General features: G+C 43.4%; 9 protein-coding genes. 1 reads left to right on the top strand and 8 read right to left on the bottom strand.

The window, feature by feature from the left end:
* The first annotated feature begins 96 nt into the window (after nucleotides 1-96).
* Nucleotides 97-471 carry a hypothetical protein gene (locus JNUCC21_RS07730; protein ID WP_007409664.1) on the top strand — a complete coding sequence of 125 codons (375 nt, stop codon included), beginning with the start codon at nucleotides 97-99 and terminating at the stop codon, nucleotides 469-471.
* Between the two features lie 47 nt (nucleotides 472-518).
* Here the strand turns inward: JNUCC21_RS07730 and lpdA are convergent, their stop codons facing one another.
* From lpdA to JNUCC21_RS07690, 8 genes are all read right to left on the bottom strand, one after another.
* A complete protein-coding gene (lpdA, locus tag JNUCC21_RS07725) occupies nucleotides 519-1,931 on the bottom strand; it encodes a dihydrolipoyl dehydrogenase (RefSeq protein WP_007409663.1) in 1,413 nt (470 codons plus the stop codon).
* A 4-nt stretch (nucleotides 1,932-1,935) separates the two neighbouring features.
* On the bottom strand, nucleotides 1,936-3,264 hold the full coding sequence (gene pdhC, locus JNUCC21_RS07720; RefSeq protein ID WP_369878720.1) for a pyruvate dehydrogenase complex dihydrolipoyllysine-residue acetyltransferase: 1,329 nt from the start codon (nucleotides 3,262-3,264) through the stop codon (nucleotides 1,936-1,938).
* Nucleotides 3,265-3,387: 123 nt separating this feature from the next.
* Nucleotides 3,388-4,365 carry a pyruvate dehydrogenase complex E1 component subunit beta gene (gene pdhB, locus JNUCC21_RS07715; RefSeq protein ID WP_003154528.1) on the bottom strand — a complete coding sequence of 326 codons (978 nt, stop codon included), beginning with the start codon at nucleotides 4,363-4,365 and terminating at the stop codon, nucleotides 3,388-3,390.
* Between the two features lie 3 nt (nucleotides 4,366-4,368).
* A complete protein-coding gene (gene pdhA, locus JNUCC21_RS07710) occupies nucleotides 4,369-5,484 on the bottom strand; it encodes a pyruvate dehydrogenase (acetyl-transferring) E1 component subunit alpha (protein WP_150941195.1) in 1,116 nt (371 codons plus the stop codon).
* A 470-nt stretch (nucleotides 5,485-5,954) separates the two neighbouring features.
* Nucleotides 5,955-7,046: a serine hydrolase gene (locus tag JNUCC21_RS07705; RefSeq protein WP_082997962.1), complete on the bottom strand. Its 1,092-nt coding sequence runs from the start codon at nucleotides 7,044-7,046 to the stop codon at nucleotides 5,955-5,957.
* A gap of 32 nt (nucleotides 7,047-7,078) precedes the next feature.
* Nucleotides 7,079-10,930, bottom strand: coding sequence for an alpha/beta fold hydrolase (locus JNUCC21_RS07700; protein ID WP_369878719.1), 3,852 nt, complete (start codon nucleotides 10,928-10,930; stop codon nucleotides 7,079-7,081).
* A gap of 50 nt (nucleotides 10,931-10,980) precedes the next feature.
* Nucleotides 10,981-18,363, bottom strand: a complete 7,383-nt coding sequence (locus JNUCC21_RS07695) for an SDR family NAD(P)-dependent oxidoreductase (RefSeq protein WP_369878718.1) — start codon at nucleotides 18,361-18,363, stop codon at nucleotides 10,981-10,983.
* On the bottom strand, nucleotides 18,363-24,074 hold the full coding sequence (locus JNUCC21_RS07690) for an SDR family NAD(P)-dependent oxidoreductase (protein ID WP_369878717.1): 5,712 nt from the start codon (nucleotides 24,072-24,074) through the stop codon (nucleotides 18,363-18,365). The genes JNUCC21_RS07695 and JNUCC21_RS07690 overlap by 1 nt, the downstream gene beginning before the upstream one ends.
* Nucleotides 24,075-24,085: the final 11 nt, after the last annotated feature.

Genomic DNA, 24,085 nt, shown 5'->3' with positions numbered 1-24,085 from the left:
AACAAGCCTTAGGTTTTTCACCTCTCGTGATACACTTGATATAGTCCTTTTAAATGGATGAACCCATATATTATATAAAACAGAGGAGTAAGATAGATGCGCTACCGTACGGTGATTCCCTTTTTTTTGATGCTGTTCGTTCTGTCAAGCTGTTCGGTTTCTACTGTCAGTCCATTCACAAAAAACCGGATCGACAGCATTCATCACACTCAAATCTTGTTTTTTTCCGATGAAAATCATATAGATAAAGAAGTGCCTTATTACGATGCGATTCTTGATTTAGAAAAGAAATATCCCCATCATGTCGATCAAATGAAGGTTTATGACAACAGAAAGGGATGGGAAGAGGAAATCAACACGTTCCCTGCGCTGATGGTGATCAATCATCGGCATGTGGTCATGAAGATTGAGGGATCCGTAAAGAAAAAAGAGGATATCATCAAACCTATGCAGCATGTGCTTGCACAATAAAAACAGCCCCCGCTTTTACAAACGGGGGCTGTTTCTTTGTTACATTATTATTTTACGATATGGATCGGGCTTCCGATTGCTACTTCGGCAGCTTCCATAGTGATTTCGCCCAATGTCGGGTGAGCGTGAATTGTCATTGCGATATCTTCAGCAGTCATTCCGCCTTCGATCGCCAGGCTCAATTCAGAAATCATGTCAGAAGCGCTTGCGCCGGCAATTTGCGCACCGATTACAAGACCGTCTTCTTTACGAGTGATCAGCTTCATGAAGCCGTCAGTTTCGTTAAGAGACAGCGCACGTCCGTTTGCTGCAAACGGGAACTTAGCTGCAACGACTTCAATGCCTTCTTCTTTCGCCTGTGCTTCAGTGTAACCGACAGAAGCCAGTTCAGGCTCAGAGAATACAACCGCCGGAATACCGAGGTAATCGATTTCAGCCGGCTCTCCTGAAATAGCTTCGGCAGCGATTTTACCTTCGTAAGACGCTTTGTGAGCCAATGGAGGTCCGTCAATGATGTCACCGATTGCGTAAATGTTCGGTACGTTTGTGCGGCACTGCTTGTCTGTTTTAATGACACCGCGGTCAGTCATTTCGATACCGACTTGCTCAAGGCCGAGCTCATCAGTGTTCGGACGGCGTCCGACAGTGATTAATACGTAATCAGCATCAACCGTTTTTTCTTCGCCTTTTACTTCGAATGTAACTGTTACGCCGTCAGGTCTTTCCTCAACGCCTTTAGCCATGGCGCTTGTATGGATTTCAACGTTGCCTTTTTTCTTCAGTCTGCGGGTAACGAGAGAACTCATTTGTTTTTCGAAGCCAGGAAGAATTTCATCTCCGCCTTCTAAAATAACCAATTCAGTTCCGAAGTTCGCATACGCTGTTCCAAGCTCAGTACCGATATATCCGCCGCCGATAACAACGAGCTTTTTCGGAATTTCTTTAAGCGCAAGTGCGCCTGTAGAGTTCAGAACGCGTTCGCTATATTTGAAGTTTGGCAATTCGATAGGGCGAGAACCGGTAGCAATGATTGCGTTTTTAAATGTGTATGTTTGCGCAGAGTTCTCATCCATTACACGGACAGAGTTGCTGTCTACGAAATAAGCTTCCCCTTTTATAACATCCACTTTATTTCCTTTTAAAAGACCTGCAACACCGCCGGTAAGCTTATTTACAACAGAAGCTTTCCATTCTTGGACTTTTGTAAAGTCAACCGTTACGTTCTCAGCAGTGATCCCCATGTCATCTGAATGTTTTGCATTCTCGTAACGATGGCCTGCATTGATGAGCGCTTTTGAAGGAATACAGCCGACGTTCAGACAAACGCCTCCAAGAGTTGCTTTTTCAACGACTGTTACTTTTTGTCCAAGCTGAGCAGCGCGGATGGCAGCTACATAGCCGCCGGGTCCCGCACCAATCACAAGAGTATCTGTTTCAATAGGGAAATCTCCTACTACCATAACATTACGCCTCCATTAAAATAAGTTGTGGATCGTTCAGTAAACGCTTGATGTGGTTTAACGCATTTTGTGCAGTTGCTCCGTCAATCATACGGTGGTCAAAGCTGAGAGAAAGAGCTAAGACAGGAGCAGCTACAATTTCACCGTCACGGACGATCGCTTTTTCAGCAATACGGCCGATACCGAGAATCGCAACCTCTGGATGGTTGATAACCGGTGTGAACCATTGGCCTCCGGCAGAACCGATATTTGTGATCGTGCAAGAAGCGCCTTTCATTTCCGCAGGTGCAAGCTTGCCTTCACGCGCTTTTGTAGCAAGGCTGTTGATTTCATCAGAGATTTCGAAAACGGCTTTACGGTCGGCATTTTTCACTACCGGCACAAGCAGGCCTTTTTCGGTATCCGCTGCAATTCCGATGTTGAAGTAATGTTTTTGGATCACTTCATCTGTTTTATCATCAATAGATGTGTTTAAAACAGGGAATTTTTTCAAAGCGGATGTTAATGCTTTGACGACGTAAGGCAGATAAGTCAGCTTGATGCCTTGATCAGCAGCAACTTGTTTGAACTGTTTGCGGTGAGCAACAAGATTTGTTACGTCAACTTCATCCATAAGAGTTACGTGCGGTGCAGTATGCTTAGAGTTCACCATTGCTTTTGCGATCGCTTTACGGATACCGCTCATTTTTTCGCGTGTTTCAGGGAATTCGCCTTCAGGAGCCTGAGCCGCTGCAGGTTTAGCTGTTTCCTGAGGTGCAGCTGTTTCTTGCGGTGCCGCTTCTTGAGCCGCTCCTCCATTTGCAAAGCTGTCGATATCTTCTTTTACAACACGTCCGTTATTGCCTGAACCTGTTACTTTACGGATATCCACGCCTTTTTCACGGGCATATTTGCGTACGGAAGGCATCGCGATCACGCGTTTGTTCGGATCAGCTTCCACTTGGTCCTGCTGTCCTGCGCCGGTTTCTTTTACAGGCTCTTTAGGAGTCTCTTCTTTAGAGATATCCTGCCCTGCTTCAGCAGACGACTGAACTTGAGCTTCAGTTTTCGCATCTCCTGAATCATGGCTTCCTTTAAATTGAAGATCTTCGTAACCAGGTGCGTCAAACGTAATAATCGTTTGTCCAACAGTTGCAACTGTTCCCTCTTCAACTTTTAATTCTAATACTTTTCCTTTAACAGGTGAAGGAATTTCTACCACTGCTTTATCATTTTGCACTTCAGCCAGAACATCGTCTTCTTCTACCTCGTCGTTCGGCTTAACAAACCATTTTACGATTTCGCCTTCGTGGATACCTTCCCCGATATCCGGAAGTTTAAATTCAAATGCCACAGTTTTCGACCTCCTAGTTGATTAAGCAAATTTTAGTTATGCATTCGCAAGCATTGAACCTAGTAAACAGACTCCTTCATATAAGAGAAAAGGACTCTCTTTACCGTCTTTTATGATGCCTGATTAAAATTCAAGAACTTTTTTCGCAGTTTCAAGAACGTCTTTATGGTTTGGAAGCCATACGCTCTCAGCAAGCGAGAAAGGAAATACTGTATCAGGCGCCGCAACACGCAGAACCGGAGCTTCCAGGCTCAGAATCGCGCGGTCATTGATTTCAGCTACAACGTTGGCAGCGATGCCGGCTTGTTTTTGAGCTTCTTGCACGACAATTGCGCGGCCTGTTTTTTCAACAGAAGCAATAATCGTATCAATATCAAGCGGACTTACAGTGCGAAGGTCGATAACTTCAGCAGAAACGCCTTCTTTTTCAAGCTCTTCAGCAGCCTTAAGCGACTCATGAACCATTGCGCCGTATGTGATGATAGAAAGGTCAGTACCTTCGCGTTTCACATCAGCTTTGCCTAGCTCAATTGTGTATTCCTCCTCAGGAACTTCCTGACGGAAAGAACGGTAAAGTTTCATATGCTCTAAGAAAACAACCGGATCATTGTCTCTGATAGAGGCAATCAGCAGTCCTTTTGCATCGTAAGGAGTGGAAGGGATAACAACTTTAATACCCGGCTGCTGAGCGATAAGGCCTTCCAAACTGTCAGCGTGAAGTTCAGGTGTATGAACCCCTCCGCCGAATGGAGAACGGATTGTCACCGGAGAAGTCCAGCGTCCGCCGGAACGGTAGCGGAGACGAGCCATTTGTCCTGAGATTGAATCCATTACTTCATATACGAATCCGAAGAATTGGATTTCCATAACAGGACGGTAATCTTGCAGGCCTAAACCGAGAGCGAGACCGCCGATACCGGATTCAGCAAGCGGCGTGTCAAATACGCGGTCCTCACCGAATTCTTTTTGAAGGCCTTCAGTTGCACGGAATACGCCTCCGGCAACGCCTACATCTTCCCCGAAAAGCAGAACGTTTTCATTGTTTTTCAGTTCTGTGCGTAACGCATCAGTGATCGCTTGAATCATTGTCATTTGCGCCATGGCTTACTTCGACTCCTTCGCTTTGTAAATTTCAAGTTGTTCTTTCAAGCTGAACGTCGGCTCTTCAAACATATTCTCAATCAGCTCTGTTACTTTCGGTTTTGATTCGCCGTCAGCCTTTTTGATAGCTTGTTTGATTTCTTCTTTGGCCTGTTCAATCACTTTGTTCTCTTCTTCTTCAGACCATAGTCCTTTGTTTTCCAAGAACTTGCGGAAACGTACGAGCGGGTCTTTTTGCTCCCATTCATTTTCTATTTCTTTCGTACGATATTTAGTCGGATCGTCACCGGACATTGTATGAGGTCCGTAACGGAATGTAAGAGTTTCAATCAGAGTCGGACCTTCACCGTTAATTGCGCGCTGGCGTGCTTCTGCGGTTGCAGCGTAAACGGCAAGTGCATCCATTCCGTCTACTTGAACACCTGTAATACCGACGGCAACTGCTTTTTGGGCAATTGTCTGTGCGGATGATTGCTTTTCTACAGGAGTTGAAATCGCATAGCGGTTATTCTGAACAACGAAGATCGCTGGCGCTTTAAATGCTCCGGCAAAGTTCATTCCTTCATAGAAGTCACCTTGAGAAGCTCCGCCGTCACCAGTGTAAGTAATAGCTACCGCTTTTTTACCGCGCTTTTTAAGACCTAAAGCTACACCTGCGGTTTGGATAATTTGAGCACCAATAATAATTTGAGGTGATAAAGCATTTACTCCCTCAGGCATCTGATTACCTTTAAAATGGCCTCTTGAGAACAGGAATGCCTGATGTAAAGGAAGACCGTGCCAAATCAGCTGAGGAACGTCACGATAACCCGGAAGGATAAAGTCGTCCTGTTCAAGCGCGAAGTGTGATGCAATTTGAGAAGCTTCCTGGCCCGCTGTCGGTGCATAGAAACCTAAACGTCCTTGACGGGAAAGAGAAATTGAACGCTGGTCTAAAATGCGGATATACACCATTCTTCTCATTAATTCCTTTAACTGATCATCTGAAAGATCAGGCATTGCGTCTTTATTTACGACTTCTCCTTCAGCATTTAAAATTTGGAACGTTTCAAACTGCTTATGAATAGCATCAAATTGTTTTTTGCTATCAACAATTGAAGTTTTTGTCTTTGCAGCCATTTTTTAAACCACCTCTTCTTTTGATTTAACAGGGTTAGGATACCGTTTAGCCATCCGTATTAAAAACAGTCTTATCATGCTCTGCAATTCTAAAATTAATCATTCAGAAATTCACATAGCGCTTAAGCAAAGATAATGACGTTTAAACTGTACTAATAAAAAAAGATTTTTTATTAGTACAATATGATCAACAACCATAGTTTACAGTAATTAAACAAAGCCGTCAATTATTTATAACCTCATTTTGAAACCGCTTATAAAACATAAGATCATATTGCGCCAAACTGTACTATAAAAGACTTTAAACTGTATTATAAAAATGCTCTACTGTACTATAATTAAAAAAAATTACAAAGTGTAAATTAAGTTATTTAACTTTGGGGCGGGCTTTGAAAAGATGCCGCGGGATAAAAACGGGCAGTTAGCAATCGCCCCGCCTGCCGAACAGACGGGACGATGCTTTTGTCTAATTATTCAATACCCGCCCACACGATATTCAGCGGCGTCAGCACGGCATGAGGATGAAACTCGGAAATCGGAGTGAAAAATACATACGTAAAATCTTCGGCTGGATCAGAAAACATGCCGCACCACCCCATTCCAAGATGTGAGAAGGTGCCTTCTGTCATGAAATAATGGTCACCGGCCGGCCACAAATTAATGCCTAAACCAAAGCCGCCTTCCTCTCTGGGCGCTCCGAAGAAGTAAAAAGGAAGACCGGGCTTTATTTGATTTCTCAGCATCGCTTCGACTGTTTTTCTTCCAAGCAGCTTCTTATCTTTCAATCTGCCTTTATTTCTAAACATTTCAGCTAACTTCCAAATATCTCGCAATGAAGAGTACAGACCGCTTGTCGCTTTATTCGGAAAATACGGGTGATGACTTTTTTCCAGCTGTACGCACTCGTGCTCATTGATCACACAAACTTCTTCTTTTAAAGCATCAGGCACATAAAAATACGTTCTTTCTAATCCGAGCGCTTCAATAATATGCTTTGTTACATACTGTTCGTAGGATACGCCTGTTACTTTTGAAATAATGATGCCAAGTATAACAAAGCCGGTTCTGGAATAGTTCCATGCTTCATCCACTCCGTACTCCAAAGGCGTACGAACCAGATAGTTTATCCATTCTTCCTCATTCGTTAAGTCAATGCCTTCAGCCTTTTGAATATCCAGCTCAAAACTTAATCCCGCCGTATGAGTCAAAAGGTGCAAAATTTTAATTTCTCCGAAACCCGGTTTATCAAACGCTGGCAAAATGAGCTTGACCGGCATTTTCAGATCGAGCAAACCTTTTTCGACGAGCTGCATGACGGCTACAGCGGTAAACACTTTTGTCAAAGAACCGATTTCTCTGATTGTATCAAGCTGAAATGTTTGCTTTTCTTTTTGTCCGCCGGTAAATTCCCCTAACGACTCAGCTGCAAAAACCTCACCTCCTCTTGACATCATATAACTCGCACATTGCAGATCTCCATTGTCTATCATCGTCTGATAATGGCCGTTAAGAGCGTTAATTTGTTTCATATCAAATGCCGGATTGCTTAATGTTTGTTTCATTGTTTTCTCCCCCTGTACTGTATGTATCGTTTTCATCCCTTACTTACTGATTTCTTGATGAATTCTGACACCGCTTTATTAAATTCTTCCGGATGTGTGATGTTCGGAAGATGCCCCGCTCCCTTAATTTTCTTTAATTCTGCATTGCTCAGCAGTTTCTGCAGCCTTTTTGTTTCTTTCTGATCAACTACGCTTTCCTTCTCACCCGTAAGGATAAGCGTTCTTGTATGAATGTCTTTTAAAAAGCCGATCGTAGAATAGCCTTCTTGTTGATGTATCTTCATAAAACGTTCAATAGAAGCATTTAAGAATTGATTACTGTATAAACTTTCATATTCATGCGACTTTCCTATAGCTATAAAATCATTTTTCAGTTTTTCCTCGACACTGCTTTCAGGGTCTTCTTCGTATGCGGTGTAACTTCCGGAAAGAATGAGCGTTTTTACTTTTTCAGGGTATTCATAGGCTATCCTCTGCCCTATCATGCCTCCCCAAGAAGCTGCCGCAATGTGGATCGGCCAAGCAACCCCTATCTCGTTCAGCACTTCGATAAAAGTCTGAGCCAGCCCGCTCAGTGTAAAATCGGCGCTCCCCTCACTCAGCCCGTAACCCGGTGTGTGTATGACAATTACATTAAATTGATCTGCCCACTCCTTCATTTGTTCTTTCCACATGTAAGCAGTGGTAGCAAAACCGCAAATCAGTAAAATTGTTTCACCCTTACCGCTCATCAATATTTCCATATGCCGGGCATTTTCTGTGTTTGCCAGAAAATGAACGGTTTCCGTTTCTTCTGTCTGGTAAAAAGCGATGAGTTTTTTTGCGGCATCGCTTTGATTGTGCTGAAGGGCTCCTTTCTTCAGTCTGCTCCAATAATGCAAATAATCGTCGAGATGACGATTGGAAGCCGTGCCGAGTATTCGGAAAGGACTCTCGGCTTCTTCCGTAACGACTGACGAAGCATCAAAATCGGCTGCAATCGCTGAATCTCTTACCAGAGGCGGTGCTGAACGGGCGGATAACGGCTTGAAATCGTTTTGTATTTTTTCTTTTTCTCCGTATAACACGATCAGCTGGTGGCCTCGGCCGAGAAGCGAGTGTTCAAAAGCTTTGATTCCGGCAGTATTTTCTAATGGGTGAAGTCCGTACTCCCTTTTCATAATATCTTGAATGCCGGGATCAACTGACATGCCTCCGTCTTTCCAGAAAGGCCAATTTACAGCGATGGTTTTTCCTGATCTTCCCCCCGCCTTTCTCATACATTCCCTCCACTCGGCAAAATGCTCCAGAAAACGATTGGCGTAAGCGTAATCGGCTTGACCCAGACTTCCGATTTCTGAGGAGATGGAAGAAAACAAAACAAAAAAGTCTAAAGGCATATCTCTGAGCGCTTCATCCAAATGAATCACACCATTGACCTTTGATTGCAGCACCGCTTGAGCTTCCGCGTCTGTTTTATTCATAATGAGAGAGTCTTTTAACACGCCTGCACTGTAAATGACCCCGTTGATTTCGGAAAAATCAGCACGAATTTTTTCCGCTAACTTGATGACCTGCTGCTTATCTGACATGTCAGCCTGGATATAAGAAATGCTTGCCCCGTCATATCGGATGCTGTCTAATTTTTCTTCCATGTCTGCTGTCATTTTCGATCGCCCGGCAATGATAACGCTGGCTCCGTGATTTGCATAAAGAAACGCTGAAATAATCCAGCCGATGCCGCTTAATCCTCCGATGATGAGATACACCCCGTTTTTTGCAAACTTTGCGGCCTTTTGTCCTGTTTGCAGCGAAGCGTCTTTGTATGCTGTCACCCGCCTTTTTTGATCGCCGTCATATTTCACAGCCTGATGATGTCCGGCACTTAATTCATTGAGAAGCAAAGGTGCTTTTTCAATGGTTTGTCTTGAAGAAATCTCAACCGTTTTACACTTTATATTCGGCTGCTCCGCATTCAGCGTTTTAAAAAAGCCTCCAATCGCGGCGTAAACCGGATTTGTATATTGACCCTTGTCATGTACGTACAAAATGTTGATGTTTTCTTTTGTTTTTTGACGGATCAACGCTTTGCTTAAATAAAGGATTGAATAAAAGCTGTGAGTCAAATCTAACGCTGCCTCAGTATAAGCTTTTTTTGACAGGTAATGAATGATTGACGCCGGAAATGCTCCGGACTTTTTCATATCTTCTAACAGTCTGGTGTAATGAGCAGACTGCTCCGGATTAAATTTATAATGCTTTTCATTTACTATTTCATATTCAGCGGCGGCTTCCGCATAAATAACATTTTCACTGCCGATGTACTTACGGATTTCATCACTCAATGAACTGTCGAAATCGAAAATCAATGTATTTTCCTTAGGTACTTCTCCGGACTTTAATGGCGATTCTATCCATTCTTTTTGTAAATACAAGGAATCAAGCACCGGCTTTTCAGACGGCTTTTTCGTTTGCGTTTTTTCTTTAAAAGCTGCGGCCGGCGTATTACGCACATCATATTTTTCTTCTAAATAAGCCGCTAAATCATGAATATTGTTATAATCAAAAAGCAATGTCGGATACAATTGTGTATCCAATCTTTCCTCGAGCATTTTCGATATATGCAGCAGCTGTTTTGAGTCAAGACCCAGTTCGTAAAAAGATTGGTGTTTGTCCGCTTTATTTGGCGGTGTGTTTGTAACCTCTCCAATAATGGATGACAGCTCATCTGTTAATGTTTTATGACTGTCTTGGTGCTGAACTGTATCAGAGATAGAGTCTGTAATGTCAGCTCCGTATTTCTCCTGCAGAAATTCCGTCAATTCACCGATTGTGGAGTAATCAAATAATAAAGTCGGGTACAGCTTTGAACCTAACATCAGTTCTAATTTTTTGGATAAGTCTAATAATTGTTTAGAATCCAAGCCCATCTCGTAAAAGGAACTATCATTCTTCACTGTTTCAGCAGGTTTTTCAATCATGCCGGCTATCTCTTGGATCAAATTATTTCTGATCATTTCTTTATTGTTCGCTACGCTGCCGACCTCTTTAGCTTTTTGGGAATGCTCCAGCCTTTGTATTGATTTTTCATTTCTGACTCTTTTCACACCGAATCGCTCATAATAAAAAGCAAGCTCTCCATCAGGCCTGTATACTTCTATGTCCGCATATAAAATGTCTTTAGAAGGCGGCTGCGTTATACTGGTTTTATTAATATACACAAAACAAGACCCAGTTGTTTTATGCAGTGCCCGGAATGTCTCAATATATATAGGGATAAACGCATTTGTTCCTTCATCCGGCAAGTCTGATGTAAGGATTCCCAACAAGCTGAGAGACCCATCCAAAAATGCGGGATGCATGTAAAAGTCATCTGTATATTCTTTTGAAAGTCCGCTTAAACTGACCTCTCCCAGAATATAATTTTCACCTTCATATACCGTACCTTCCAATTTCATAAAATCTTTATGAATCAGGCCGCCCCTGCGCAAATTACGATAGGCGGATTCAGCATCCGAAGTCCGGACGGCCCCTTTCTTTAATTCTTCGATTGAAATTGTCTTTTCGTTTATCGCATTTTTTCTTATGATTTCCGCCTGCAAGTTAACTGACGCTTCACCTTCCGCCATTTCAGCGACCCATTTCCTGCTTGTTGTTTCAACAAGCCAGCCGTTTTCTTGTTCCGTAAACTGGAAGGTGACTTTTTTATCAAAATGGACTGACGTCGCAACAGGTTCACGGAATAAAACATGTTTGATTTCAAAACTTCGGGGTGATATCCCTTTCTCAGCTAAAAATCGTGTTATTAAATCCAGATACGTTACGCCGGGTATCGTACGCACTTGATGAAGGACATGGTCTGAAACAATATAATCGTCATGTTTGACTAATACGCTGAACCTCATGCAACTCGACAACCTTTCTTCTTTTACAAAGTAAAGAAACAGAGCAGGTGCTACTCTGTTTCATCAATAATTTCAAGAAGCCGTTTTTTATTCTGTTTGATTTGTTTTTTCCGATTTGAATCCGGCCAGTACTCTTTTCTGACAAACTCGGCAGGCGGCAGCGGAGTTCTGACGGAATGATATGAATCATCCAGGCCGCTTACCAAAAGGTGGGCGTTTGTTCCGCCAAAACCGAAAGCGCTGATGCCCGCCCTCCGTTTTCCATCCTTCCAGCTTCTCAGCTCTGTATTCGGATAAAAAGGCGACTTTTCAAATTCAAAGCGGGGATTTGGCGTTTCACAATTCAATGTAGGCGGAATTTCCTTATGCCATATTGATAAAATCACTTTAATGAAACTTGCCGCTCCGGCAGCGCTTAATAAGTGTCCGATATTGGTTTTTACACTTCCTACTCCGCAAAATTGCGTTTTGTTTGTGTCTCTTCGGAATACTTTTGTCAGAGCCTGAAGCTCAATCGGATCTCCAATCATCGTGCCTGTGCCGTGAGTTTCGACGTAGCTGACTGATCCGGGAGTGATATCGGCTTTTTCAAATGCATCTTGAATAACCTGCTCTTGAAGCTTAGGATTCGGGGTCGTGATTCCCATTGTCGCACCGTCGTTATTAATAGCTGATGCTTCAATGATACCGTATATCCGATCTCCGTCTGCTTTTGCTTTTTCCAGCGGTTTTAACAGAACAGCGCCAAAACCCTCTCCGGGTACAAAGCCGTTTGCCCTTTCATCAAAAGTAAAACACTGACCGTCCGGCGAAAGGGCTCCTCCTTCTGTTAACATCAGGTAAGGAATTTCATCCAAAAGCAGATCCGCCCCTCCTGCCAGCGCCATCTCTGAATCACCGTTTTTTATGCTTTGGCAGGCTAAATGAATGCTGACTAATGAAGAAGAACAAGCGGTATCAGAAACCATGCTTGGACCGTGAAAATTAAAGAAATGCGACACATGTGAAGCAATAAAGTTTTGACTAAGCCCGACGATGTGGCTGCTGCTTTCTTTCGGCAGTTTGTGACCGTAGCCGCCCATTCTGGAACCGACAAATACGCCGACTTTTTTTCCCGATAATTCCGTTTCTTCATAACCGGCATCCCGTACAGTCTGTACACTCGTTTCTAAGAAATGTCTTATCAGCGGGTCCGTTTGGATGGCTTTCTCCTCTTCCATGCGGAAATACTCCGGATCGAAGCTGCCGATTCCATTGATAAACCCTCCCCATTTGCTGATGCTTTTTCCCTTTTGCTGCACCGGAGAGTAATTTTCTTCTATATTCCACCGGGAATCAGGTACTTCTTTAATATGATTCTTTCCTTTTCTCAGATTGTCCCAAAATTCCTCTTTATCAGCCGCTCCAGGGAACTTACATCCGATTCCGATAACAGCTATCTTTGCAGAGGAAGCCGTCTGAAGTTCTGTATTTCGGCTCGTCACAGACTGCATATCTTGCTGATTGCTGCTTTGAGAATCAGTCTGTTCGATTTGTTTTTTCAACGGCGGCGCCGTCTTACCGATATATTCCGCAAGACCATGAATCGTGTTGTGTTCAAGAAGCACAGTAGGGTCAATTTTTTTCTGAATCATTGCTTCTATACGATGTATAATGCTGACAAGAAGTATAGAATCTACACCGTATTCCTGAAAATCCGTATTTGGGTTAAGCTTTTCAAGGGGCATGCTCAATTCCTCGGCAAATACGGCAGAAAGTTCACTGACAAGCCCTTCTGAACGATCAAAAGTGTCGGGAGTCTCCTGTCTTCGGACTGGAACCGAAGCTCCGCCGGTTTTATTGATGTTCAGGAGACTGTCTGCATGAAACACTGTTCCTTTTTTCACGATAGGAATGATATTGGCCGATTTTCTCTCCAGTGCATGATACAAAATCGCCAGTCCTTCCCGTGTGGAAAGAGAGTCCAATCCCAATTCATCATATAAAGGACTCGTCACAGTACCCATTCCGACTTCTTTCCAGCTCGGCCAATTGATGGACGTGAAATACGTTCTCCCCTTTTGAAAATGATAAGCCGCGAAATAGTCCATATATGCGTTTGCAGACGCGTAATCAGTCATTCCTTTCGACAGTTTGGGTGACTGTGCAGCAATTGATGAAAATAGAATAAAGAAATCCAGCGGCCTATTATTAAAAATCCGCTCCAAATTCTGAAGTCCAGTGACTTTCGGCCCGTACACCGTCCTAAATTCACTCATTCTTTTATGAATAAAGGCCGGATTTCCGCCGCTGTGCAGTCCGGCACAGTGTATAACACCGCTTATATCTTTAAATTCAAGGCTTACTTGGTGAAAGAATGAACGCAGCTTCTCTTCATTTGTGAGAGAACCGCTGTAATACAGATAGTTGACACCTTTCTCTTCAAAACTTTGAAACAGTTTGATATTGCTGACTGTCTTTTCGTCCTGTCTGCCCTCTTTCAGCAAATGATCCCATTCACTTCGCAAAGGTAATGGACGCGTACCCGTCAGCACGAGTTTTTTTACTCCCCGTTTCACCAAATCTTCAGCTATTGCTCTGCCAATGCCCCCTGTCCCGCCGGTAATCACGATGGCTTTATCCACAGGAAATGAAACAGGCTCGCCGGTATGGATTCTTTCTTCTTCAAAATACGGAACATATCTGACGCCGCCGCGGTAGCATACTTCATTCTCTCCGGTACATTGCGCCCTTTCATTCTCAAAGATTTGTTTCAGCTCATGCGTTTCTTTCATGCTGTCTATATCTATTGTTTTCACATGAACAAAGCCGTATTCCGCAGAAAGGGCTTTCAGAAAAGCCGCTGATTCTGCCCCCGTCAGCTTTGGTTTTTCCGCTTTAAATACCTGCAAGCCATTGGTGATTTGTAAAATGGATAATGGTGTTTCCTTTTTACTCCTCTTAATTATTTCTTGTATAAATAAGAATTTACCATATGGGATGCCGTTCTGATTTTCACTCTGGTTTCCGATATCTGAGAAATCAAATATATTTTCGACCTGCCGCTCACCGCCCGAGAAGATCTCACGGATAACGTCGTATGCGTGGTTTTCATCTAATAAAGAACACCCAAACATTTGATCAGAGTGTTTTATAAATGAAGAGTGATGTTTTATGACAATCAGATTCTCCTGATCTATATCCGAACAAATGGTGCGGGCAATTGATTCTGTGTCTTGATTTACAAATGCTACTGTCAGTCCGTACTCTTTTGTTTCGGATGGATTTACAAACGGATTCTCCCTCCATTTTTTTTGCAAGTGATGTTGAAAAGAATGCTGAGGGATCTCTGTCTTCTCAGTCCTGGACGGAACCCAATAACGTTCTTTCGCAAACGGATAAGTCGGAATTGAGATCCGTTTACCCGGCTGCTGTAAATGTTGATGAACGGATTTCCAATCGATATCCGCCCCCCAAACCCATAATTGAGCCAGCTTTTCCTCTTCACCGTTCTCAATAATGGTCTTTACAAACAATTCACCTGCTCTGCCTTCCGTTAACGCCTTCATTTTTTCAGCAAATGCATCTGCTGATTGCTGATTAACATATACGCCTGGAACTTGCTTGTCACCGCGGCAAAACTCAAATAATTTATCTTTCATTTCTTTAAGAGAGGTACCGATAATCGCCGCTCTGGCCTCCATCGCTTCTCTGCCCGATTGTGTAGTGTATGCCAGATCCCGTAAAACGACGCTTTCCGATTGGCTGCCTTCCATCACTTCATTCGGGAACAGGTTTCTTATCGCTCCGGCATATTCCTTCAATACGTATTCAGTAACCGCTTGAATGGAGGGGCAATCAGTTAATTCATACATCGTGAGTTCAATATGAAACATTTCGTTAATAAAATCCGCCATCCGGCTTAATTCCAAAGGCCCTACGCCAAATTCACTCAGGTGATCAGCAATATTAATTTCTTCCGGATGGATATGAAGCAATTCCGAAACAAACGGTTTGAGTACTTCATACACCTTTTCTTTCATATCAGGCTGCTTATCCTTTACTTCAGGACTTAGTGAACGCTGGATAAAATCTCTCATGTTTTCGGCATACTCAAGAAGACGTTCATTGTCTTTGGCAGATAACAGGACAATATGCGGTTCGTTCTCAACATGTTCTGTTGAGACGTTTGTTTCTTCATATTCTTCTATAATGATATGAACATTCGTTCCTCCCGCTCCGAATGAGCTGATCCCCGCTCTTCTCGGAACAGTTACTGTTTTTCCGTTTTCCTGCAGTTTTGGTTTCTTCCAATCTTGCAATGACCGCTGTACATAAAAGGGAGATGCTTTAAAATCGATATTTGGATTCAACGTCTCCGCATGTATGGAAGGAAACAGTTTTTTCAGTTTCATTTGCAAAAGAACCTTTGTCAAACCGGCAATTCCCGCTGCGGCCTCAAGATGGCCGATATTTGATTTGACAGAACCGATGGAACAATATTGAGTGTGCTCCGTAAATTCCCGAAACGCTTTTGTTAACCCGGTGATCTCAATCGGGTCTCCAAGAGAAGTTCCCGTTCCGTGAGCTTCAATATAACTAATTGTACGAGGGTCAATACAAGCTTTCTGAAGCGCTTCCTGTATCAGTTCAGACTGACCATTTGGATTAGGAACCGTAAAACCGTTTGTTCTCCCTCCGTGATTGACCGCTGTCGCTTTAATCAGCGCATAAATATGATCTCCGTCCCTTACCGCTTCCGCCGCCGGCTTTAAAAGTACGGATCCCACTCCTTCTCCCGGTACATAACCGTCACCGCCCTCGCCGAATGTCCGGCATCGGCCATCACTTGCAAAGAAGCGGCTTTGATTTAATAATGTATATTTATTCGGATGAAGCGTAAGATTGACCCCGCCGGCAACAGCAAGTGTGCTTTCTCCTCTTCGTATACTTTCACAGGCTAAGTGAATGGCGTTAAGAGAGGATGAACACATTGTATCAACCGCCATACTCGGCCCCTTAAAGTTAAAGAAATACGATATTCTGTTTGCTATTGCAGAAAATGGAGACCCGACGGCCAGTTCATTTCCTTTAAGTGATTCTTCAACGCCGAAAAATTGATAGCTTCCATATGTGACGCCTGCAAATACTCCGACCTTTTTGCGGGTCAGATCTGAAGGTTTATAACCCGCATCCTCTATGGTATTGTACACTGTCTCTAAAAAGAGACGTTCCTCAGGATCAAGAAAAGCCGCTTCTTTCGGTGATATCCGGAAAAATAAAGGATCAAACCGGTCTGGATTTTTCAGAAAACCTCCCCACTTATAGCAGCTTCCCTCCAGCATTTCTTTCCGGTCATCGGGAATTTCGCTTACGCAATCCTGTCCATTCATCAGCACATTCTGGAACTCCCTGATGTTTTCCGCACCCGGATACCTGCCGCTGACACCGATAATGGCTATATCAGCAGAAAGGGAATCGGCCGCCATGTGCTCTTTTGAATCTTCTCCTTCAGAGCGTACCGGCGCTTTTGTTTCCACTGGTTTTCTTTTTGGCTTTTTTTGATATGAGACAAGTTCAGATGTGCCGGCCGGTTTCAGCAGTTTCATCATTCGTTCGCTGTGATGACTCAGGAAATATTCAGCTAACTGCGATATTGAATGATATTCAAAAAATAATGTTTTCGACAATCTGCCGATACTTTGCTCCAGCTTTTTGGTCAGACGCATGATCATCACTGAATCAATGCCGTATTTCTCCAGATATTGTTTTTCATCTATGAGTGAGGCCGGTAATTTCAATTCCTCTGACATTATATTTTTCAGATAACTGATGATATTTTGTCTTAATTCATCGTTTTGCAAATCGGCATCTTCCTGCTGGTCTGAATGTAAGCTGATTGTGCCGGCACGCTTCAGCACATCCTCAATCTTTTCTTTACGGCCTTTCAGGGCAATCAGCTGTTCAGATGATTGACACAAGCTGTTCTCCAGAGCCTGTATTCCGTCACCGTCATCTAACGGGTCAAGACCGAGTTCCTGTTTCATGTAGGATATTCCTTCATCGTCAATATTCATCCCGCCGGAAGTCCATAGCGGCCAATTGACTGACACTACCCTTCCGGCAGACTCTTTTGCGGTCATAACTGCTGCATACTGATCCAAACAGGCATTGGCGAAAGCATAGTCACATTGGCCGGCTGAGCCGAAGACTGCCGATGTGGATGAAAACAAGACAAGTAATTCAACTTTCATTTTTTTGATTTCTTCCGCCAGCCACAGCGTGCCATAAACTTTTGAACCCGTGACTTGATTAATTTCTTCTTTTGTCTTTCTTAAGATAAAAGAGTCACGGAGTACGCCGGCACTGTGAAATACTCCATGTAAGGTGCCGAACTGCTCTTTTGCAAAAGCAAACATCCGTTCAGCATCACTTTGTTTTGAAACATCAGATCGGATATATTCAACTGTTGAACCTGAACTTCTTAAATATTCGATCTTTTTCTCCTGCTCTTCAGTTAAATCAGAGCGCCCTGTCAATATGAGATTCGCTTTCCATTGTTCCGACAGATGTTTTGCCAGAATATAACCGAGACCGCCCAGGCCTCCTGTAATCAGATAGTTCCCATGATGTTTCAGCGGCTGGGTTAAATCGAATGAGCCGGCTTTATTATAGCTTTTCGTAAAACGTCTCCCGTTTTCATAGCGCACTTCAAAATGGATATCCCGTTTTTCGTCACACTCTCTCTGATATATATCCGCTATCGCTGGAAGAGCGGCTCCCTCACCCTCTGATTGCGTGATATTGATAATCTGATAGTGAAAATTGGGGTGTTCCTGGTGAACGGTTTTCACCAATCCGCCGAGAGCATGATGCAGCGGCAGTTGTTCTTTATTCTCTGTTTGAAAAATATGCGTCAGCTTTATTATCTTTTTCCATTTTAGTTCAATCAGCGCCTGTGTAATATACAGAAGAGAAAACAATCCGTTTTCCAATTGTTTCTGTATACCTCCCTTACTCATGTCAGCCTGAGAATCAGACCACAAGTGAAGAATCTTTTCGGGCAGCTGATAATGATCATGAATGTATCGGAACAGCTTTAGATAATCGTCTTTTTTCACGTGGTTCATACAAATCGTATCATCATGTAAAACAGCAAATTCTTTTCCGCGGATGACAAACAAGAGAGTACAGTCCTTAAACAAACCGCTCAATTCTTGTATTTGCCGTTCATTTTCTGCAAAAATCAGGAGCAATCCCGTCAAGGGTACGCTCTTCTTACTCGGAATGAACGATTCTGTCCATTCCGGCTTGTAATATAAAAGCGGATGGTTCGATGCCCGTGATTTTTGATTCTGAATGGATGTCACACGGGCATAGCCTTCGTCAGCCGACATTTGTCCTGTTTGAATCAGATCAAGAATATCGCTGAGTTGTTCACGTTTTCCGTTCATCATTCTTCCCCCATTAATTGTTTCAATACAGCCTTCTGATCAATATCATTGGTTTCCAATTGACGCAGGAGACGAATGAGTTCGTCGTCCGTCTGAACAGTGTCTTTTTCATGACCATATCTGAATCTCACATCTCTGCACTCTGCCAGAATGCTTCCGTTTTTATCTGTAAACGTCATATGACACGTTACATCACGGCTGTTCTGCCGGTTCTCTTTTTGAGTATAGACATAAAAATTTTGAGCGAGAGGGTGATAGACATCCGCCGCTCCCATTCCGATCAATTCCGGGAAGGTTTCTCCGCTGACAAAAAACGCACTGGCTTGAATCGCGGACTCAAGCGCTTCAGGAGAGATCGTAAAATTCTCTCTTTTTGCATAAAGCTCATCCGGCAATGAATGAAGCGCCAGCATTCCGTCACTGTTTTTCGCTGATTCAATGACAAAAGGCGCTTCAGCCGGATGTTCAGTCATTTTTGATTTGACTTCAGCAATATCAAGCGCTTCAGGAAGCATACCGCTTTCAGGCTTAACAATATGCGCATTTCCCCTGGCAAGACGTACTTTATTCTCATCTTTTGTGTTTGCATATATGTCAAACCGCGCAAAGTCGCGCTCAGGCGTCAGCGTAATTATCAGTTCCCGTATATCAGTTATTCCGTTCATGCTTTCGGTCCACAATAAATCAGTCAATGTTTGAACTGGTTGTCCAAATGCCGCCGCTGCATTGACGATAGCCATTTCAGCCAAAGATGCATAAGGGAAAAAGGACACGTTTCCTTCAGACAGACTTAGTGCGAACGGATGATTACGGGTGATTTTTTTCGTGAAACTGAACTGATTAAAATCGGACGTGTTACTCCCCAAGAAAGGGTGACCCGGCTTACTCATATCCGCTGAAACAAGTGCTTCCCCTTTTTCCGCTATCCAATACCGCTGTTTGATCAGCGGTTGTCCCGGAATAGAAATCCTGCGAGCATTCCGATTCACCTCAAAAGTCTCCCAATCTATCTTTCTTCCATTTACCCATTTGGATGCTGCTTCGGCGTAATCTGAACAAACGTGAGGCATTTCATTGTGAACTTCTGATTCGAATGTATTACCGGTATAGCTCAAGCTGCTTTTTTCACCCCTGATATAAGCTGAGAGCTCTTCAGCAATGACCCGCCCGGAATCTGCCACTATCGCCAGCCGTTCTTCCATATGATCGCGTCCCGTCTGAAGTGTATAGGCAATATCCTGAAGACGCAGTTTATCATTGTTATCCTTCGATTCATTTTCTGATAGAAAATCAGCCATAACCTCCGCATATTTTATCAGCCGTTGTTTGTCTTGAGCCGATAAAACAAAGATCACTCGGCCGCTTTGATGATCAAAAGCTTTTGGCGGCTCATACGCTTCCAATATAAGATGCGCGTTTGTTCCTCCTGCCCCAAAAGCGCTTACCCCGGCTCTCAAAGGATGAACAGCATTGCTGTTTTGCGGAATATTCCATTCAGCCGCTTTCCGCTGCACTTGAAAAGGAACCTGATCAAAATCTATAAACGGATTAACAATATCGGAATGCAGAGAAGGAACAAGCTGCTTATTCTTCATTTGGAGAAGCACTTTCGTTACCGCAGCGATTCCTGCCGCAGATTCTAAATGTCCGATATTTGATTTCACCGAACCGATGGCGCAAGGATGGTTCAATTGATAGGAATCTTTCAGTCCTTGAATTTCAATCGGATCGCCTAATGACGTCCCTGTTCCATGTGCTTCAATATAATTGACGGTATTCGGATCAATGTCAGCTTTACGAAGCGCTTCTGAAATGACCTCCGCCTGCGCATCCGGATTCGGTATGGAATATCCGCTCGTCTTTCCTCCATGGTTAACGGCGCTTCCCTTAATCACACCGTATATTTGATCTTGATCTTCTATTGCTTTTTTCAATGGTTTTAACAATACGGCTCCGACTCCCTCACCGGGAACATAACCGCTTCCGTCTTTTCCAAAACTCCGGCATCTGCCGTCACTTGATAGAAACTGTCCCATACTGAGGAACTTATATTTATTCGGATGTATTGACAAATTCACTCCGCCGGCTAATGCCATATCGCTCTCTCCGCAATGTATGCTTTGGCATGCGTAATGAATAGAGGTCAGTGATGAAGAGCACATTGTATCCAGAGCCAAACTCGGACCTTTTAAATGAAAATAATAAGACACCCGATTGGCAATTGAAGAATAGACGGACGCCGGCGAGAAAGCCACTCCATTTTCTTCTCCTTCAAATAGTTGATATTGGCCCCACATTGCACCGACAAATACACCGACTTTCATCTTTTCCAGCATGTTTCTCGGGTACCCTGAGTCTTCAAAACAATGTTTGGCCGTTTCTAAAAAGAGCCTTTCCTGGGGATCCATAAGTTCTGCTTCCCTTGGGGAAATATGAAAGAAAAGCGGATCAAATTGATCGGCTCCGCTGATAAAACCTCCCCACTTGCTGTAAGACTTCCCTTTCATATCTCTGTCTTCGCTGAAGAAATCATCCATATTCCAGCGGTCAGGCGGGATTTCTGTAATACAATCTTTTCCGCTCTTTAAATTCTCCCAAAATTCAGGTAAGTCTTCAGCCATCGGATACTTTCCGCTTAATCCGATAATGGCAATGTCCTCATGCCTTGTATCAGCTTTCTCATTTATTTGGATCTCGCAGTTTTCATCCTCTATGAAGGTATCTTGAAGTGCAGATTCCAATTTTTCTTTGTCACCTTCAAACACGATCAGCTGTGATGCGTTCAGAGAGAGTGAATCTTGAAAAGCTTTGATCCCATTGGTTTTACTAAGAGGAACCATACCGATTTTTTGTTTCATCCATTTTTCAGTTTGTTTATCCACTTTCATGCCGCCGTCTTCCCATAGCGGCCAGCCGATGGCTACTGAGACGCCGGAGCGTTCTTTTTTCCGCCTCATTCCTTCACGCCACTCAGCGAAAAGATCGATGAACCGGTTGGCCAATGCGTAATCCGTCTGTCCGATATTCCCGTACATCGAGGTGCTTGATGAAAACATCACAAAGAAGTCCAAAGGTTCGGTTTGCAGCAAGCTGTCCAATAAGACCGTCCCATTTATTTTCGGAGCGATTACTTCCTGAATTTCATCTTTTGATTTTTGAATCAATAAAGCGTCGTGCGTCACACCGGCACTGTGTATCACACCGTTGATTTCTCCGAATTGCCTTTTAATGGTTTTTATGATTCGCTCTGCATCACGGCTATCTGAAAAATCACCTCTTATATATTGAACCGAAGAACCGCCTGCTTTCATTCGGCTGATTTTGTTCTTTTTGTCTTCCGTAAGTTCAGAACGGCCCGCTAAAATAATATTGGCTTTCGTTTGGGCTGCGATATGTTCAGCAAATATAAGGCCTAAGCCGCCGGCCCCTCCTGTAATCATGTATACTCCGTTTTCTTTAAAGGAGAAATCTGAGTTTGGAGCCGGTTCCGCTTCCCGTAAGGCACGGACCCAGCGCACATTTCCTTCATAATAAAGATCGGTTTCTCCCGGATGAGCTTCCGTAGATTCGACTCTGATGATTTCAGCTGTAAGTTCCGTCAACGATGACTTGTCTGAAACTGATATCCCGATTGTCTTAAGGGCCAGTTTCGGGTTCTCAAGCACAATAGACTGCCCTGCGCCATGGACTGAAGCGTAAAGCGGCTGATCATTTTTATGGTCCGCCGGATAAAGGAAAAGCGATACAACCTTTTTTTCCGTCTTGCTGCGCATCAATGCCCGGCTGAAAAAGAATAGCGGATAAGCCCCCTTAGAAAGCTGTTCACTTATTTTTTCCGGGCCGGCAAATGACCCTTCCGGCCACCCGTAAACCACGGTGTCGGGCATTTGCCCCCTTTTTTTCAGATCAGCTGCAAGCCTGTCAAAGTGAGCTTCCTCCCTGTGATCTATCTCATAAACACCGTCTCCGTGATAGGAGAAACGATTCCCTGATAAAACGAGAATGATCTGTGTATTTTCGAATCCATTTTCAGCATTTTCCCGCATAAAATGAAAAAGCTCTCTGTCATATTGAAACAGCAGGCATGTTCTTTTCTTTTTATTTCCGCAATTCGGGTCCCAAGCGGCAGCCTTTTGTCTCCAATGCGGCGTTAAATAGGTCAGAGCCGTATGATTCTCTCCATGATGAAGAGGGAGGTCTTTTTCAACGGAAGTTTTTTCGCCGCTCTCTGCAAAATAGTTTGCAAGTTTTTGAATCGTCGGATACTCAAACAATAAAGTAGGGTACAGTTCCCTGCCTGTTTTCTCTTCCAATGCCTTTACGGCTTGCACAAGTGTTACGGAATCGAGGCCTTGTTCATAAAAACCTTTTACCACAGAGAGTGTTTCAGGGGCAGTCCCTTTGATATCTGCGATCAGCTGCTGAATGTCTCCTTCTGTTATAAGAGCGGAAAGATTTTCGTTCATACTTTCTTTCATGTCAGGCTTTTCAGCTGATTGATTTCGCGTTAAGAAATAACTGGACATTTTTTGATTTTCTTTAATATACGCGGCGAGTTCCCGGATCGTTTTCTGCTCAAACAGGAGTGTAGGATACAGCTGTTCCCCTGTTTTGTTTTCAAGTTCTTTGACAATGGCAAGCAAAGAAGCTGAATCCAGGCCCTGTTCATAAAAACCAATGTCTGTCCTTATGTCACGCAGATCTATATTTGAAACCCCGGATATTAATTCTTTAAGGTGTGTCTCAATGCTTTCGCTTCGATTTATGATTGAATCTTTTCTGATCAGGCTGTCTTTTGGCTGAGAAGCCGCTTCAGTTTCCAAACGAGTCTGCTTTAGGTTTTCAATTAAATCTTTTGAGCGAATATGTTTCACAGACAGCCGCGTAAAATAAGCGATCATCTCCCCGTATGCATCGTACAAACCGTAGCTTACTTGGATGACATCCCCTGAATCATGATTTTGGTCTTGCTTCTCTATGTACACATAACACCTGTCTTCCAGGCGCTTCGTCATACGGAAAGATTCAATATGAATGGGAATATACGTTTTCATCCGGCTTGCCGGAGATCCTTGTGTAAAATATTCGGGACATGCCTGATAAAGGATCGATATGATGGTAGACGCATCAAGAAAAGTGGGATGCAATTGAAAATAGCCGGTATATTGATTGGCAATTTGGCTGAGCGACAACTCTGCAAGTACAGAATGATCAGACGCATAAACCTTCCCCAGACTCTTCATAAATTCAAAATGCTCTATATCAACCTTTTTTAAATAGTCATAACATATCTCCATATCGGCTTCACGGACGGAGGCATGTTTGATTTCATCGATATGAATTGAACTCATGCTTTCCGGGAATTTCTGCATGAGCCTGCAGGTCATATTCTCATCCCAGCTTTCATCCAGGATGCGGTCATCTTTTACCTTTCTGCTCTTCGCCTGAATTTCCCATCCCTGTTCCAATCCCTGAAAACGGATGCGGATTTCTCTGTCAAAGGTATTCGATGTTGCTACAGGTTCCAAATACAAAATATTCTGACACTCGAGTTCTTCAATAGGCAAACCTTTGCTCAGCGCCATACGGTATATCATATCTAAAAATGTGACACCGGGTATAATCCGGGTGCCATGCACCCGGTGATCCCTGACAATATAGTCCGTATGTTTAATTGTTAATGTGAACTGATAGTTTTGATTACTGGCCACCTGTCTCATTC

The sequence above is a fragment of the Bacillus sp. JNUCC-21 genome, from assembly GCF_041222765.1.
In the GTDB taxonomy this organism is placed as follows: Bacteria; Bacillota; Bacilli; order Bacillales; family Bacillaceae; genus Bacillus; species Bacillus velezensis.
Note: the sequence above shows the minus strand (reverse complement) of the source record. Positions and strands in the feature narration are given on the sequence as shown.